The 15652-nt window shown below is 65.7% G+C and carries 11 protein-coding genes; 2 read left to right on the top strand and 9 right to left on the bottom strand.

Annotated features, from left to right (window positions below; all coding sequences use genetic code 11):
* Positions 1 to 42: 42 nt before the first annotated feature.
* On the top strand, positions 43 to 3306 hold the full coding sequence (locus tag ACFQU3_RS19840) for a helicase-related protein (RefSeq protein WP_385912960.1): 3264 nt from the start codon (positions 43 to 45) through the stop codon (positions 3304 to 3306).
* Positions 3303 to 6503: an Eco57I restriction-modification methylase domain-containing protein gene (locus tag ACFQU3_RS19845; RefSeq protein WP_385912962.1), complete on the top strand. Its 3201-nt coding sequence runs from the start codon at positions 3303 to 3305 to the stop codon at positions 6501 to 6503. Before ACFQU3_RS19840 ends, ACFQU3_RS19845 begins: the two co-directional genes overlap by 4 nt.
* 407 nt (positions 6504 to 6910) lie before the next feature.
* Here the strand turns inward: ACFQU3_RS19845 and ACFQU3_RS19850 are convergent, their stop codons facing one another.
* From ACFQU3_RS19850 to ACFQU3_RS19890, 9 genes are all read right to left on the bottom strand, one after another.
* Complete coding sequence (locus ACFQU3_RS19850) at positions 6911 to 7168, bottom strand: hypothetical protein (RefSeq protein WP_385912964.1); 258 nt, start codon at positions 7166 to 7168, stop codon at positions 6911 to 6913.
* A 337-nt stretch (positions 7169 to 7505) separates the two neighbouring features.
* Positions 7506 to 8708, bottom strand: coding sequence for a helix-turn-helix domain-containing protein (locus ACFQU3_RS19855; RefSeq protein ID WP_385912966.1), 1203 nt, complete (start codon positions 8706 to 8708; stop codon positions 7506 to 7508).
* 197 nt (positions 8709 to 8905) lie between these two features.
* On the bottom strand, positions 8906 to 9280 hold the full coding sequence (locus ACFQU3_RS19860; protein WP_385912968.1) for a hypothetical protein: 375 nt from the start codon (positions 9278 to 9280) through the stop codon (positions 8906 to 8908).
* A 23-nt stretch (positions 9281 to 9303) separates the two neighbouring features.
* Positions 9304 to 10881, bottom strand: a complete 1578-nt coding sequence (locus tag ACFQU3_RS19865) for a CHC2 zinc finger domain-containing protein (RefSeq protein WP_385912970.1) — start codon at positions 10879 to 10881, stop codon at positions 9304 to 9306.
* Positions 10803 to 11429 carry a hypothetical protein gene (locus ACFQU3_RS19870; protein ID WP_385912972.1) on the bottom strand — a complete coding sequence of 209 codons (627 nt, stop codon included), beginning with the start codon at positions 11427 to 11429 and terminating at the stop codon, positions 10803 to 10805. Before ACFQU3_RS19870 ends, ACFQU3_RS19865 begins: the two co-directional genes overlap by 79 nt.
* A 544-nt stretch (positions 11430 to 11973) precedes the next feature.
* The gene (locus ACFQU3_RS19875; RefSeq protein WP_385912974.1) at positions 11974 to 12408 is read right to left on the bottom strand and encodes a hypothetical protein; all 435 of its coding nucleotides are present in this window, start codon (positions 12406 to 12408) and stop codon (positions 11974 to 11976) included.
* Positions 12386 to 13759 carry a type IV secretory system conjugative DNA transfer family protein gene (locus ACFQU3_RS19880; RefSeq protein ID WP_385912976.1) on the bottom strand — a complete coding sequence of 458 codons (1374 nt, stop codon included), beginning with the start codon at positions 13757 to 13759 and terminating at the stop codon, positions 12386 to 12388. The genes ACFQU3_RS19875 and ACFQU3_RS19880 overlap by 23 nt, the downstream gene beginning before the upstream one ends.
* A 757-nt stretch (positions 13760 to 14516) precedes the next feature.
* On the bottom strand, positions 14517 to 15347 hold the full coding sequence (locus ACFQU3_RS19885) for an alpha/beta fold hydrolase (RefSeq protein WP_385912978.1): 831 nt from the start codon (positions 15345 to 15347) through the stop codon (positions 14517 to 14519).
* A gap of 161 nt (positions 15348 to 15508) precedes the next feature.
* Positions 15509 to 15637 (bottom strand): hypothetical protein, encoded by a 129-nt coding sequence (locus ACFQU3_RS19890; RefSeq protein WP_385912980.1) that lies wholly within the window; start codon positions 15635 to 15637, stop codon positions 15509 to 15511.
* Positions 15638 to 15652 lie beyond the last annotated feature (15 nt).

Genomic DNA, 15652 nt, shown 5'->3' on the forward strand with positions numbered 1-15652 from the left:
AGCAAGATAGAACCTCATCCGGCACAGGGGGACCAGCAGGCGATGACCCGCATCTTCGACAACATCGACGAGGACCTGGGTCCGCACCTGCTTGAAACGTTCGCAGGTGCCGACAGCCTGGACTCCGCGGTGGGGTACTTCAACCTTCGCGGCTGGGCCACTTTCGCTGACGCGGTGGATGCCAAGCCGGACAGCGCAGAGCCAGTCATGCGCGTCCTTGTCGGCATGACTCTCGCGGATCCGAACGATCAGGTACTGGCATCCCTGCAGAGCGAGCTTGAGGGCACCGCAGACGCCGACGAGGTTGACCGGGAGGTTGCCAAGGCGCGACGGCAGTCGGCGCTCCTGAAGTTCCGAACCCAACTCATGCGCGGTGTTCCCAACAACCGAGACCTCAAGAGCCTCCGCCGGCTACGGCAGCACGTGCACGAAGGGCGCGTGAAGATCAAGCTGTTCACTCGTCGGCCTTTGCACGGAAAGACTTACCTTTGCCATCGCGAGGACCCCAACACGCCGATTATCGGGTTCGTCGGCTCCTCAAACTTGACGATGTCCGGGCTGCGGCACAACTACGAACTCAACGTCGACGTCCTGGACTTCGATGCCGCCAAGAAACTCGACGAGTGGTTCGTAGCTCGATGGGATGACAAGTTCTCGCTCGACATCAGCAATGACCTTATCGAGATCATCGACGAGTCGTGGGCTGGTACAGAGGACCGAAGCCCATACGAGGTCTTCCTCAAAGTCTGTTACCACCTGTCGCAGGACGTGCGCGAGGGGCTGATCGAGTACAGTCTCCCCGCGTCCATGCGAGAGAAGTTGCTAGAATATCAGATCAATGCGGTTCAGACCCTCGCTCGGCGCATTCACAACCGTGGCGGAACCATGCTGGGCGACGTGGTTGGTCTCGGCAAGACCCTCACAGGAGTCGCAACCGCCCTGATGCTCCGCGAGGAGCATGGCTACTCAACGCTCGTACTGAGTCCCAAGAACCTCGTAAAAATGTGGGACGAGCACCTGCAGGCCTACGACGTGCCGGGCCGGGTCGTGTCCTACACCAGCGCCCATAGAGACCTGCCCGAGATGAGGGCGTACCAGTTGGTGATCCTCGACGAATCGCACACCCTACGATCGGATAAGCGACGCGACTACGCGGCGATCAAGGACTACATCCAAAATGCAGGCAGCAAGGTCCTCCTCCTAACCGCCACGCCATACAACATTCGGTTCCTGGACGTGGCGAACCAGCTGGGCCTCTACATCGACGACGACGATGACCTTGGGCTGCAGCCCCTGTCTGCCATGGCGAAGAACCCGAAGTTGGCCGAGTCAGTCGACTTCAAGACCAACACGATGCTCGCCTTCCGCAAGTCCGAGGAAGCGGACGACTGGAAGCGTCTTATGTCCGAGCACCTCGTGCGCCGCACTCGGTCATTTATCCGGGCCAACTACGGCAAGGTCGACCCTGAGAACGGGAGGGAGTACCTGCTCTACCCCGGCGGCAGCCGTTTCTACTTTCCTGAGCGCACTCCGAAGCCACTCGACCACTCGTTCGGTGAGAACGACCCGGCGCTTTTGATGGCGTCGGAGAAGACTCTCAGCGCGATCGCGTGCCTCCTGTTGCCCCGATACAACCTGTCCGAGTACATCAATGCCAGGATGGCCAAGACCGCCGTCGAGTCCGAGTGGTTCGACAAGTTGGAGCGGGCTCGGGGCCATCTCACTGGCTTTGTCCGAACCGGCCTTTACAAGCGCCTGTCGTCCTGCGGACACTCCTATATCCAGTCGCTCAAACGTCACCTGGCGAGGAACGACATGTTCCTATACGCACTCGGTAACGACCTTCCCGTTCCGGTAGGCACTGTCCTCGATGCAATGTTCAACGGCGCACAGGAGGACTCTGACGAGGACGAGGAAGGCGCCACCGCGGTGGACGCCAAGGCCAATTACGACGCCCTGGATAAGGCTAGGCCGAAGAGTGTCACGTGGATCCGTGCGGCGCTGTTCAAAAAGTCGCTCGCCAGGGCGATCGAGACCGACTCCGCCACGATCAGGGATCTCCTCGACGACTACGGCACGTGGTCTCCTGAGGTCGACTCCAAGCTGGACCGACTCATCGAGCTTGTGACGCAGGACCACGCCGACGAGAAGGTGCTTGTGTTTACCGAGTACAAGGACACCGCCAACTACGTAGCTCAGGCCCTCATTGAGGCTGGAGTCGACGGCGTCGCCCTCGTCACCGGTGAGACCGACGACCCGACCAAAGTCGTGCGCACGTTCGCCCCGGCCTCGAATCGCAGGCCGAATGATTCCGGAGAAGCTCCCCCCGTCGAGAAGCAGCACCGGGTCCTGATTGCTACAGACGTACTTTCCGAGGGTCAGAACCTGCAGGATGCCAGGGTGGTCGTCAACTACGACCTGCCGTGGGCGATCATTAGGCTCATCCAGCGCGCAGGGCGTATCGACCGCGTCGGCCAGCAGGCCGAGGAAATCCTGATCTACTCGTTCTTCCACGAGTCCGTCGAAAGTGTGCTTTCGCTGCGGCAGCGCATCAAGGAACGGCTCGCTGCCAACGCGGAGGCGTTCGGCTCCGACGAGAGGTTCTTCGGCTCCGAGGAGGAGACAAAGGCGATTGAGGACCTGTACGACGGGCACCTGGACGAAGAGGAGATCGACGTCGAAGTTGACGCCTCAAGCCTGGCCTATGAAGTGTGGAGCCGGGCAGAGGAGGAGACTCCGAAACTCGCACACAAAGTCACCCAACTTCCCGACTTGATCCACGCCACCCGAGCGGCCACGGACGATAACGACACCGCGGGCATCGCGTGCTATGTGCGGACGGAGAACGGCAGCGACGGTTTCGGCTTCGCCGTTGCGCAGGATGACCTTCGACTCCTCACAGGGCACGAAGCTCTTAGGGTGTTCCGTGCGGACCTTGACACTCCGGCCCAGCCTCGCCGTCAGGACCACTTCGACATGACCGCCGCGCTCGCGCTTGGACCGCTTGCCAAGCCATCCACGATTGAAGGTCGCTTGCGCGGCGTGCGTAAGCGCGTGTGGAACCGGCTCAACGGTAACTTTGTGACCCTCAACGCCGAGGTCATCGACGCGCTGGAAGCGCTGTTTCGGCGTCCGCTGACGCGTGACGCCGAACGTCGACTCCAATCGGCGCTAACAGCACGCTCCTCCGACGACGATCTCGGAGACCTTCTTGTTCTCCTTCACCGTGACAACCGGCTTGTCGTTGCCGACTCTTTAGGCAGCGACCCCATCCGCATCGTCTGCACCATTGGAGTGACCAAATGATCGGCCAACGCATGCGGCTCGTCAACGAGGGCCGCTTCCGCGATCTGTTCATCGAGGAACTCGGCTGGGCAAAGGCTAACCACCCCGACCTCAAGATCTCGACGGACGACGGCGAGTACACCCTCACACAGGTTGCAGGATACAAGGGCGTGCGTGTCTGGTTCTGCCCGAGCGTGCCTTCGCCGCGGGATCAGCGGCTCATAGACCATGAGGTCAACCGCATCTCCGACGAACGACTCATCGTCTTCGCCGACAGCGTTCACCAGCAATGGCGTTGGCCCCAGTCGTCCAATCCGCTCGGAAGCGGCCAGGCGCGGCTCACAACCCACGCGCACGTCGTAGGCACCGAAAACCCTGCACTCGATCAGCGTCTCGCGATGGTCGAGATCGGGCTCAACGAAGAACCGAATGTGGTCGAGATCCTCCGGCGAATGCGGTCAGCTTTCGACGCCGACAAGATCACTAAGGGCTTCTACGACAAGTTCTTGGCCAAGCATAGGGCGCTCGTAGAGGCCATTCACGGACTCGACACCAGCGGCGAGCGTGAGTGGTACAGCGCCTTGCTGATGAACCGCCTCATGTTCATCTATTTCTTGCAGCGCAAGGGATTCCTCGATGGCGACCGCGACTATCTGCGCAGCCGGCTCGACGCACTGCGTTCCAAGTCCGGGGACGACAATTTCTATGAGTTCTACCGCGACTTCCTGTTGCCGCTGTTCCACGAAGGGCTCGGTGCACCAGGATTGGAGGTCGCTGACCCAGTCATCAAAGGACTCCTCGGCGACATCCCCTACCTCAACGGCGGGATCTTCGCCGTCCACGAACTGGAAGAGGCCCACGAAGACATCACCATCCCGGATCGGGTGTTCGAGTCGATTTTCGACCTGTTCGACGCCTACCAGTGGCACCTTGACGATCGCCCGTCGGCGAACCCCAACGAGATCAACCCGGACGTCCTCGGCTATATCTTTGAGCAGTTCATCAATCAGAAGGAGCAGGGCGCCTACTACACCAAGGAGGACGTTACGCACTTCATGACGTCCTCAACATTGATACCGGTGTTCCTCGAACGCTTGGAGAAGGCCACCGGCATCAACCCGTGGGCCTATGTCGCCGCGGAGCCGGCCAGGTACATCTGGGCGAGCCTGCAGCACGGCCTCGACTTGGACTTTGCTGCAGAGGTCGAGGACCAGCGCGACGGGTTCCCGCGTCCGGCATGGAATTCGAAGGCTCCCGAATCGCTCGCCCTTCCCGGGGAGACGTGGTGGGAAGTCGAACACCGCCGCACGACCTATGCGGCCGTTGTCGAGGCGGCCAAGTCCGGAAACATCACGGACGTCGACACTGCAGTCACATACAACCTCGACCTTGAATCCCTCGCAACCGATGTCATCGACGGCATGGACAGCCCGTCGGACGTCGTCGCAGCGTGGGCGATCCTGTCGGGCCTCAAGATCATCGACCCCACATGTGGTTCCGGAGCGTTTCTCTTCGCAGCACTAAAGATCCTGCAGGCCCTCTACTCCGCTGTTCTTGACGCCGCCCGATCCCAGGCGAAGACCTCAAGCGAACCGGGCCTTAGGTCTCTGCTCGCCGACGTCGACGCACACCCCAACGCCTTGTACTTCACCCTTAAGCACTCGACCTTGAGCAACCTGTACGGCGTAGACCTAATGAAGGAAGCCACCGAGATCGCCCGGCTGCGCCTCTTCCTCAAGTTGGTCTCCGCCATCGACGACCGCAACGACCTCGAGCCGCTGCCGGATCTCGACTTCAACATCAAGGCCGGCAACGTGTTGGTCGGTGCTCGAGTGGCCGGCGAGATCGAAGATACTAACGACCTCCTTTCATCCCAAACGATCGACGCAGTAATGGCACAGGCGAACGAGATTACTGAGGCGTACCGCGAGTTCCGCAAGACGCAGGAGTCTGGCGGCCCGGACATGGTCAAGGGGGCCCGGGACTCGCTTGCTGCGAAGCTGGCAGCCGTACGCGACACCGTGAACGAGCATTACCACTCAGCCAACGGGCTCAGCGGCTCAGTGGACGGGTGGACCCGCAGCCATTCCCCGTTCCACTGGTTTATCGAGTACCCCGAGGTGTTCAGCGAAGGGGGCTTCGATGTCGTCATCGGCAACCCGCCCTACATCAACAAGCGCAAGGTTCAGGGTTATGCTTTCAGAGGGTTCGCAACCGACGACACGCCGGACATCTACGCCCCGTGCACCGAACGGTCCTCGCAGATCACCCGCCCCGACGGGCGAATGACGCTCATCATCCCGATCTCCGCTCAGTTCGGCGGCGAATTCACCGCCTTGCGCCAGCACTTAGAGAAGCGCTTCTCCCGGCTATGGGTGAGCACTTTCTCCCGCAACCCAGCCGCCCTCTTCAGCGCCGGACTGGGCGTGCGTTCCACCATCGTGGTCGGCTCTGGCAGCGGAGCGGTGAGCAACTCACTGCATACGACCAAGACCCACCGCTGGATCGAGGAGTACCGGCCTGCTCTGTTCGAGACCCTCACCTACGTGCAGCACACTGCCGTGTCAGGCCACGGTGGCTGGGTGCGTCTGGTCGACGAGGGCATTGCCAAACTCTTTGGTGGACTTTCGCCCAAGGGCGGCCTTGCCCAGATGGTCGCCTCGCGTGGCGGCATGGGCTCCGTGGGATTCAAGACGACCGCGCTGTACTGGCTATCGGTCTTCAGCGAGGACCCGCCGTCCTACGAACTCAACTTCCAACCGACGCCCCAGACCAAGATCGGCCGGCTCCGGTTTGCAAACGCTCACGCCGCCAAGATCGCCCTCGCGATACTTGCTTCAAAGGTTGCATTCGTATGGTGGTACTGCACGGGCGACGACTTTGATGTCACCGCCGATGGACTCAAGTCCAGCCCTATCAACGTTAGCGCACTCTCGCAGCAGACCAAGCAACGGCTTGCCGAAATCGCCGACGACATGGTGGCCGACTTCCCGAACCACATCGCCTTCACCAAATACGCAGGCAAGTGGATGGGCAACTACGTGCATTCCGAAATGCGGGACATCACCGATGAGGTCGACAAGCTACTGGCCGACGACCTGGGCTACACCGAGCTCTTACCTGCCCTCGAGCACGCCTACTACTGCGTCTACAAGCCCACAGGAGACCGTCCGGGCACCCTTCGGTACGATCCAGCGGTCAAGGCGAGGACTGTCTGACAAGGGTGCTTTTAAGTCAACACGCCCACGGAGCCGGCGATCCAGCAGTGCCGCATATGGACGCGGGAACAGTTCCAGGTCACCACCGGGCCGAGGTGTCGGTCCACCTGGTCGTCGAGCGTCTGGCTCGGTCCGGGAGGCGCCGCAAAGCCGTTGTCACTCCCCACGTCTAACGTCGCATTCGCGACCAGATCGTCGCGCTGGCCCGGCGCCCCACGCCAAGCACGGCCGACGCACAGAGCCCCCGTTTCACCTCACGGTGGGCGGGGGCGCCTTCGCATTCCCGGCCTGCGATCAGCGCGACGATGTGTCACGCTTTCTGGGCTGGTCGGACTCGTGCATGGGTTTTAGCGGATGTAGGTGGCGCCCTCGTCGAGCGCCGGATGAGCGGCTTGTTGCCGGGCACTTCAATCCGATGGAGGCGCCGTCTCGTCCACGACCACGCGTATGGCATCGGGCAGGGCGACGTGGCCTGGTGCGACCAGGGAGCCGTCGAGCCCTTGTGGAAGCCCGAGCACCGCCCGGTCGGCGTGGCGCATCGTGGAGGGACCGGTTACACGCCCCCTTCCGGCCTGCCTCGGCCAGGTCCGGCCATCGGGTGATTTACCGAGCACCAGGTCGGCCTCGTCGAGCCGGCTTCGGGCCCACTCGTCCTTGCTGGCCATGGTCATCTCCAGATGTTCAAGCCGTCGCCCGTCGCGGCGAGGGAAGAGCTTGTCGTCGTTCCCTAAGGGGGTCGCAGCCACTGGACCGCCAACTTCAATGCCGGCCGATAAGAAGACTTGCAGCGCTGGTATCTCGGAGATGCACACATTGCCTCTGTGGAACCTGGGTCAGGGGTGTCATTGTGGGCGGGATGGGCGCCCAGAGCGGCCGGTGCGGGGCACCTTCATGAGTGCCGTGTGGGGAAGGTCAACGCGCACGACCGAGGTGGTTTGATAGTCGGCCGGTGTCATCCCGGGCTTCGCTGATCGGGCCTCTTCTGAGTGTCGGCTCCCTGGATTACAGGAAGGGCATCGCTGGTTGCCGTGGTTCCGCGCTTCTCCTTGAGTCGATGGCGGCTCGTCGTGCGTCCGCGGCGAGCCGCGCGATGGCGAGGTCGGCTGCTGTGGTCTTGAGGCACAGGTCCGGCAGATCGCCTGCGCGGAGCTCGACGAAGTGTCCGGCGGCTCGAGCGCGCAGACGGTCGGGTGCTGACTTGGCCGCCTTGGGGGCCGCGAAGAGGAGCCTCGAGGCGAGCAGTTGCCGCGAGATCTGTGTTGATCGACGAGCCAGCGCAGCGACATCGTTGGTGGCGTCGAGCAGGGTCGCGAGCGCGCGGTCGCGGCCGAACGCGAGCGCGCTGCGGATTGAGATCGGCCCCGTAATGAGCTCGTGGAGTGTGCGGTGAAGATCTCGGGCCGCGTCGACGTACGCATGGGACGGGGGAGTGCCGGTCGTAGCTGAACCCCACGCAGAGCCAGCCGTGGTGATTGCGATGGCGCAGGTTCGGAGACGCTCACGGTCAAGCGTGCTGGCCGGCAAGTCCTGAGATGGCGCACCGACGAGGGCATCGATCGCGGCCAGTACGTGCACGCTTTGGCCGGCCACGTTCCTGACCACCTCAATGCTCGGCACGCTGAGGCTCAGGTCCTCATACGCGATGCGGATCCACGTGTGCAGGGCGGCATCAAGGCGGTCGTTCGGCGTCGCCCCAGACTCCCGGGGCGGCGGGATGGCGATGTACGGCAGCGGTGCTGTCGAGCCGGCGGGGGACAGTCGGTCGAGGGCGCGCCTCGCGAACTGTGCGATCTGCAGCGGTCTGAAGGCGTCCGAGGTGTCACTGCGTGAAACGGCGTGCTCGGCCGCATCGAACGCCACTCGGAGGACTGCCTCGGCCAGCGCCAGGGCGGAGGCCGCCTCAATCCTCGGACGGTGAACGTCGAGATCGCGCGTGACCAGCATGTCGGTGAGGGCGCCGACGGCACAGGCAGTGCGCGTCAGCGGGTGCGAGTCCCCATGGGCCGCAGGGTGTACGTCGCTGCGGAGACCGAGAGCGTCCCGCGCGATGAGCCAGCGCCCACCGTCCCGGCGGCCCGGCAGCGTGCCACGCTTGAGCCGATTGCGAACGGACGCCACCGAAGTATCCAGCAGCCGGGCCGCCGCTGTGGGGGAGTACTCGGTCGCATCATCGGCCGGTACGAGGGGCGCGGGGTAGTCCTTCACCAGGGCCAGCAGCGGCAGCGCCTCGAGGTCGACGTGGCCCGGTCCGAGTGGTCGAGTGCGCGTGAGGGTGACGAGGAATCGGTAGATCGTCTGGTCGAACGACTCCCAGTGGCGGCGGGAGACCGGCTCGGCACTGCCACGGAGGCCTCGGGCCAGTTCCTGCATGCGATGCGTGAGGTCCGCGACGGTCGTGGCTGTCACGATCGACGTCCGCGCTCGTCGCCGGCCAGGCCGAGGTCGGCGATCAGGGCGTTGAGGTCGTCGATGTGACCGACCCAGAACGCGAGGTCCTCTGGTGCGTCCGCGGGACTGATCTCTTCAAGTGCGGCGGAAGCTGCTGACAGGCAGCCGCCGAGGTCACCCTCGCCTTCCGCCAGGACGCCAGGAGACGACTCCGGCGGATGGACGAGGGCGGAGAGTCCGGACGCGACCAGCCGCAGCTGGCTGGCGAGGGCCGCCCAGGGGCTGAACGGGTTGTCTTCGCTGCGCAGGGCGGCAAGGTCCGCGGCCCGGTGCAGCTCCACCGCTGCGGTGGCGAGCTGGGGCACGAAGTGGCTTCCGGAGTGGGCCAATGGAGGGCTCCTTCAGTGAGCGGTCAGAGGAGATCGGGCAGAGCTGCGGTGGCCTTTAGGACCGGGGCCGGCCCCTTGTGGACGGGATGCAAGCCCGCGAGTTCGCGGTCGATCGCGCGGGCGAACGCCTGGTGGGGGTTCCAGCCGCTGCGAGTCATCTCGTCGGTTGCTTGCGCCACGAGCACGGTGCGCATGCCGGGGCTGAGGCGTCGCGCGACGGGGGCGATCGCGGCGACCGTGTCGCGGATTGGGTCATCGGCCGCGATCAGCGCGAGGCGAGCCAGGTCTCGGCCGGGAAGCGCAGGGCATGGCGGACTGCCAATGTTCTCGGACGTGCCGAGGTCCGCATCTGGGAGGAACGCGCCGATTCCGGCCGGGCCATGCTCGGCGATCCAGCTCGCCGGGTCGTGGCCATGCGGGAGGCGCAGTACGAACGCAGGGCGGTGTCGCTCGAGACACAGGGCAGTCAGCCAGCGGTCCGTGCCCTCACGGCCCGCGTCGTCAGCGTCGAGGGCGATGACAGGCGGATTGACGGAGATGGCCAGGACCTGGTCGGCCTGCTCCGCCGAGACGGTCACCCCAGAAGCGGCGCAGGCAGCGATCTGGTCACTTGCTCCGGTGGCTGCCGCCGCGGCGGCCAGGGCAAGCGCATCGAACACTCCCTCGACGAGGACGACCCGACCGTCGGGAGCCAGCGGCGCGAACGTGGGCCGGTAGAGGGTGCGGCTCTTCTCGTACGTCGGGGTCCGGGTGGGGTTGCGGTACTTGGGCGCGGCGGGGCGGCCGCTGATGTCACGGCCGACAAACCCTTCGATCTGGTTGCGGTCATTGCGGAGGGGGACGATGAGGCGGTAGCGGAGGGTGTCGATGAGGCTGCCGGTTCGGGTGTGCTGGGCCAGGTCCATGGCGACCAGTTCGTCGTCGCTGACGCCGTCGGATCGCAGCTGGTCGGTGAGGCTGGTCCAGTGGCCGCTGGCGTACCCGATGAGCTCCGTTCCGGGCTGCTCCGCCGGGAGGGCGTTGAGGTCCAGGCCTCGCTGGGAGCTGAGGTAGTGGCTGGCAAATCCTGAGTGGACGGGGCCGGTGAGTTGCCGCCAAGCCATGGCGTTGATGTCGTATCCCCGCTCGGCGCTGACCCTGCGCCACGCCCCGGCCTTCCCGCTCGGGGCAGAGTTGGTATCGGTGTCACGTACTAGTCGCAGCCCAGGCCGCGCCGGCGCGCCGTGTCTCGACGGATGTCCGGGGTGGGACTCGAGCATCGCGACCGCGTCCCGGAAATCGAGGCCGTGGAGGCGTTGGATGAAGTCGACGACGTCACCGGAGGCGCCGCAGCCGAAGCAGTGGAACCGATCCGGCACCCCATCGACCGACAGGGATGGCGTGGTGTCTTCGTGGAAGGGACAGCAACCGACCCAGCCGTGCCCGCGGGGGTGCAGCTCCACGCCTGCCGTCGATACGACGTCCGCGAGCGGGAACCGGGCGCGAATGTCGGCGACATCGACGTGTCCGGTACGCCTGGCGTTCACAGTTCTACTCCCGCCGCCTCGGTGGTGAGCGTGGCTGCTGGGGTCTGGTCGGCGACGAGTCGGGCGAACAGGCATGGGTCTAGGTGGATGTCGCCCTGAACGGCTCGGGCATACGCCTTGTCGACCGCGGTCCTGTTGGCGTCCTCGGACAGGACGGCGTACTCGTCCCATGTCCGGTCATACACGTAGAGCAGGCCCTCGTCCTGGCCGCTCTTGATCCGCAGCGAGATCCGCTCATCGCGCCGGGGTCCCCACAGGAAGCCGTAGTCGTGGTCGATCCCGGGCACGTGGCCGTAGCGGGTGTTGAATTCGCGTGGCGCGATCCAGTGGAGCGTTGTCGCCGTGGTGCGGCCGGGGGTGGGGCCGTATGCCGCGGAGCTCAGTTCGGCGACGGTTCTGACGTTCGCTTCGAGGGCGGTGGTGACTCGCTCCGCGATCCTGAATGCGTCGTCGCCGACGTGGGGGGACAGGAGCATGCCCGTGGCATGGGCGTAGGCGTTGCGTTGACCGAGCCGGAACCAGTAGTCGACTTGATCGGTCCGGTCGACGTTCGCGGTGGCGTTGCGTGCCAAGGCGATGAGGTCGGAGGCGAGGCGTTCCTGGTCTGCCGGAGTGGGGGACATGATCGGCCTTCCTGGGCGAGGACTTCTCGCGCATGCCGGGGCCACGGCCGCGGCGGGACACCATCAGCCGCTATGCGTCGGCCTCGCTCGGAGACGGTGTGCATCGCCAACCCGCCTCTGCGGCAGGTTGATCCGCTGCCCACGGCGGGATGGCCTGATCTCGGTGCTCGTGGATCGAGCACTGGGTGCGCGCCGCTGTGTCGGCCAGCAACAGCTGCGCGTCGCGCAGGGCCCGAAGCCAGTCCATCGCGGAGGTCGGCGAGGCCGTGTCGGCATAGGACGCGCGCTCATGGTCCCGAAGGGCAGAGAGGACCTCGACCATGGCGGGGTGACGGCCCCAGCACGGCGGCAGAGTCCGGGGCTCGATGCAGAACCGGGCCACGAGGGACCTGACCCAGCCCTCGAGCTCGTCCGTTCGAGACGCCGCCTCGTCACGCGTCAGCGACGGCCAGTGAACCGGCCCGCGCAGCTGACTCAGGGCTCGCTCCAATGGGTCGACCCCGAAGGTGAAAGGCTCAGGTGTCCGGTTAGCTGCCATCGCCGGTCAGGGCCCCGCGAGCGCATCGGCGACGGCGCCGTCGTGGACGCTATCGGCGCGAGCGCGGAGCTGGGCGAGGATCCCTGCGGTCGCAGCGGCGCGGCCGAGTCGCCGCCACATCACCGACGTGTCGAAGATGGCATGCAGCTGACGGTGATGGCGTGCGCAAAGCGGCACGAGGTCATCAGGCTCCTCGGTGCCGAGGCGAATGTAGGTGACGTGATGCAGGTGGCCGGTCTTGAGCGTCCAGATCCGCCCGCACACGACGCAGGTGGGGGGCGTGCCTGCGACGGTCAGCCAGGCGGCATACCACTCACGGCGTTTGTTCTTCCATGCCTTGGAGGCGAGGTACGCGTCATAGGCGCGGCCGCGGGCGCCGCGCCGCGCTCGGTGCAGCTCGGGGGCTGGATCCTTCGGGTCACGGGTGGTGCGCGCTGGCATGCCGGATCGCCTCCTCGAGTGCGGCACGGTCGGCGCGAAGCGTCTTGGCTTCTGGTCGCTGGTGCCAGGGCTGCATCGTCAGCGCGATGGGGCGCGCCGAGCGCAGCAGCAGGACGGAGGTGCCGAAGGGCAGGGTGCGTAGCCGTGCCGGTTCGAGGATCGGGACTTCGCTCGTGGAGCTGGACGTCGATTTCCGGCCATCGCCACCGATGCTGCGGCTTATCACCTCGCGTTGCCGGGTGCCGATGAGCTTCGAAAGGTCTTCAAGGTCACGGGCATTCGAGCCGCCACCGAGGATGATCTTGACGATCGCGGCGTCCCAGATCGCGGAGGCCGCATGCTCACCCCAGACGGCGCGGGCCTGAGCCAGCGACTGCAGGACGACGGTTGTCGCAATGCCTGAGCCGCCTCCATCGGACATCAGGGACGCCAGCGACGGCAATGGGTAGTTCGCCGCCTCGTCGAGGACCATGGACAGCGGCGGGTCGAGCCGCGACCCGGGGGATGCCGCGGCCTTGCGGCGCGCCACCTCGAGCACGTCCTCGAGGAACGCGCCGACCAGGCCGGCGGTCGCTGCGGCGCCGGTGGATGTGCCAAGCAGGTAGATCGTGCCGTTCGCGGTGAGGAAGTCAGCGGGGTCGAACTGCTCGCCCTCGGCAGGGGACACAGCGTCGAGCACGCGCGGGTCGGCGAGCGCCGCGAACGCGATGGAGACCATGGCCCAGACCGAGTCGCGTTGCCGAGGGTCGGCTTCGAGCAGCGAGTCGAGTCCTTGGTGCCAGGCGGTCGCGGCCGCGGGCTCCGTGCTCAGGATCATGACGGCCTCACGCGCGTGCACCGCGGACAGGGACCAGCGGTACAGGTCGGTCGAGGAGCGGCCGCCCAGGGCGGCCGCGTGCAGCATCGCCCGGACTGCTTGTTCCGCTGACGCCTGCCAGAAGTTCGCGTCCGTCGTCCCGCGTGCGGCTCCAGCGGTGAGGGCCTTCGCCCGGACCATGGCCACGTGTGGGTCCTCACAGCCGCGGATCGGGGACCACCGTGCGGCGGAGGGAACGCCGGGAGCGAGCCCTTGGGGGTCGAATACCGCTACCGGGCCGCGGGCCTGCCGCGCCCGCAGCGTGGCCGTCAGGTTGTCCGGCCGGGTGCTCGTCGTGATGACCGCCCCCGGGGCATCGAGGATCGCCGGGATGACCAGGTGCAGGCCCTTGCCGGAACGCGGAGGCCCGAGGACGACGGCCGAGTCCTCTACCGTTGCATAGCACTCGACGCCTCGACTGTGGCCGAGCCGATGACCCAGATCCGTCGGCGAGGGGTGCGTCAGGGATGGACGCAGCGCTGCCGCCTGGCTCATCAACCGCCGCCGGCCGGCGGCACGTCGGCTCTCCGAGCGAGACGCGACCCCCTCCAAGCCATGAGCAGGCCCGTTCGGGCGCGGCGAACTCCAGAGTCGTCCGCTGTGGATTGCGAACCCGGCGCACGTCGTGAGCGGCAGGGCGAGGACAACCGTGATCCAGTAGAGAGCAGCCGGCCCAACTGGCGAGCCCCAAGCTGCGCCTGGATCCGAAGGCTGCGCGAACGCGAGCCATGGGGCGAGGACCGAAAACCGAGGCACCCGGTTGCCGCTCAGCCAGGCAGAGGCAGCCGCGGCGCCCCACAGGGCCATTGCCACCGTGCCGGCCATGACCAGGACAAGTGCCTGCCAGTCCCGGGTCCACGCAACACTCGCCTTTGATTGCATGGCCCGCCTACGGTGCACGCGGGACACTATCTGGGCAGGCTCCTCGTTGCGCTGGGGCAACTCGAGCGGATCGCCGAGCCGGGAGACCCGGCGGCCGGGACCGCGGTCCTTCGATCCCTGGTGACGATGCTCGATCGAGCTGCGGCGAGCACCGAAGCCATCACGCAGCGAGGTTGCATCCGCGTTCCAATGCGCACCAACCTAAGCCGACGCTGGGACATGATGACGAGCACCGAAGGGCAGAGCGCCCAGTACTTGCAGAAGACGGCTCCGCTTCCAGGAACGCGGTAGCTTCACCGCCGTCGCAGCAGGCGGTGCCGGAAATCCTTAGCTCCCTGGCAGATTCGACGTCCGGTGGGAAGGTCCGGGATCAGGCAGTCGCGGCGATGAAGGTGCTCAGGGCGGCTTGGACCTGACCGTGCGCGGGACCGATCCAGAACAGGTGGCTCGGTGCGTCCAGCTCGACAAGCGTGGCGCTCGGGATCGTGTTGGCGAGGTCCTCGGCATGAGTGAAAGCGACGCCGGCGTCGTCACGCGACGCAGTCACCAGAGTCGGACAGCTGACCTTCGTCTGGAACAGTCGGCGATAGGCCCCACGGTCGGCGCCAGCCTGCTGCAGGTCGTTGACGAAACCGGACCCCGAGCCCATCGTCTTGAACAGCCCTCGGGCGAGGACCCTGTCCTGCTCCGACCACGTGTGCCACCAGTCGTCGATCCGCCTCTTAGACAGGGCCCCGACCATTCTGCGCAACCCGGCATCCGACTCGACCAACCGTGCCACCGTCGCCCACGTGAAGCTCTGCAGGCCAGGAGCGAAGGCAATCGGCCCCGACACCGACTCGAGCCGACTGTCCGGATAAGCAAGGGTGGACGGCGCGCAACTGTGAAGAACCAAACGAGGCACCACGCCGGGCATTGCCACCGCAACCTGAATGGCCTGCATCCCGCCGAAGGACACCCCGACCGCGCCTGCCGCCTCATCGACCGCCAACACCTCGCAGCACTCGGCCACGGCAGGGACGAACTCCCCAGCGGTGAGGCGCCCCACGTCCGTGAGGCCATAGCCCGGGCGGGAGAACGACAGGACTCCGTGCCCGATCGAGGTGTAGAGACTCCATCCGCAGTCGACCGCCGCAGAGCAGTGTCCCCCCGGAAAGAACAGCACCGGCGGCTTGTCGCCCGGTAGGTACAGCACCTCCACGGCGCCCAGGTGGGTTTGGACCACTCGAGTCGGGTGCACCGGCACAGCCTACGGTTCGTCGCTCCCGCGGCCGCTGATCCACAGGGTCTCCGGTTTCGTGGACTGCCCGTGTCCGTTGGGGCCTGGTTCGGAACGGGTGACCCTCCATCGGCGGTTCGAGTTCAGAAGTCGTTGCCGTTGTCGGTCTCGGTGTAGGTGGTTGTGGCGGCGGTGTTGCCGGCGAGGTCGAGGATGGTGCCGCGATGGCCGCCTCGAAGCCCTGCTGCCGCCTCGTAGGTACTCGATGGCACCGGGTCCTCGAGGTC

Source organism: Terrabacter sp. GCM10028922 (assembly GCF_042666095.1).
Taxonomy (GTDB): Bacteria; Actinomycetota; Actinomycetes; order Actinomycetales; family Dermatophilaceae; genus Terrabacter.

Bases quoted from the DNA above. Each gene is read 5' to 3' on its own strand.
- ACFQU3_RS19850 (WP_385912964.1), bottom strand. From the start codon at position 7,168: ATGGCCAGCAAGGACGAGTGGGCCCGAAGCCGGCTCGACGAGGCCGAC.
- ACFQU3_RS19840 (WP_385912960.1), top strand. From the start codon at position 43: ATGACCCGCATCTTCGACAACATCGACGAGGACCTGGGTCCGCACCTG.
- ACFQU3_RS19880 (WP_385912976.1), bottom strand. From the start codon at position 13,759: ATGAGCCAGGCGGCAGCGCTGCGTCCATCCCTGACGCACCCCTCGCCG.
- ACFQU3_RS19865 (WP_385912970.1), bottom strand. From the start codon at position 10,881: ATGCCTGTTCGCCCGACTCGTCGCCGACCAGACCCCAGCAGCCACGCT.
- ACFQU3_RS19875 (WP_385912974.1), bottom strand. From the start codon at position 12,408: ATGCCAGCGCGCACCACCCGTGACCCGAAGGATCCAGCCCCCGAGCTG.
- ACFQU3_RS19845 (WP_385912962.1), top strand. From the start codon at position 3,303: ATGATCGGCCAACGCATGCGGCTCGTCAACGAGGGCCGCTTCCGCGAT.
- ACFQU3_RS19870 (WP_385912972.1), bottom strand. From the start codon at position 11,429: ATGTCCCCCACTCCGGCAGACCAGGAACGCCTCGCCTCCGACCTCATC.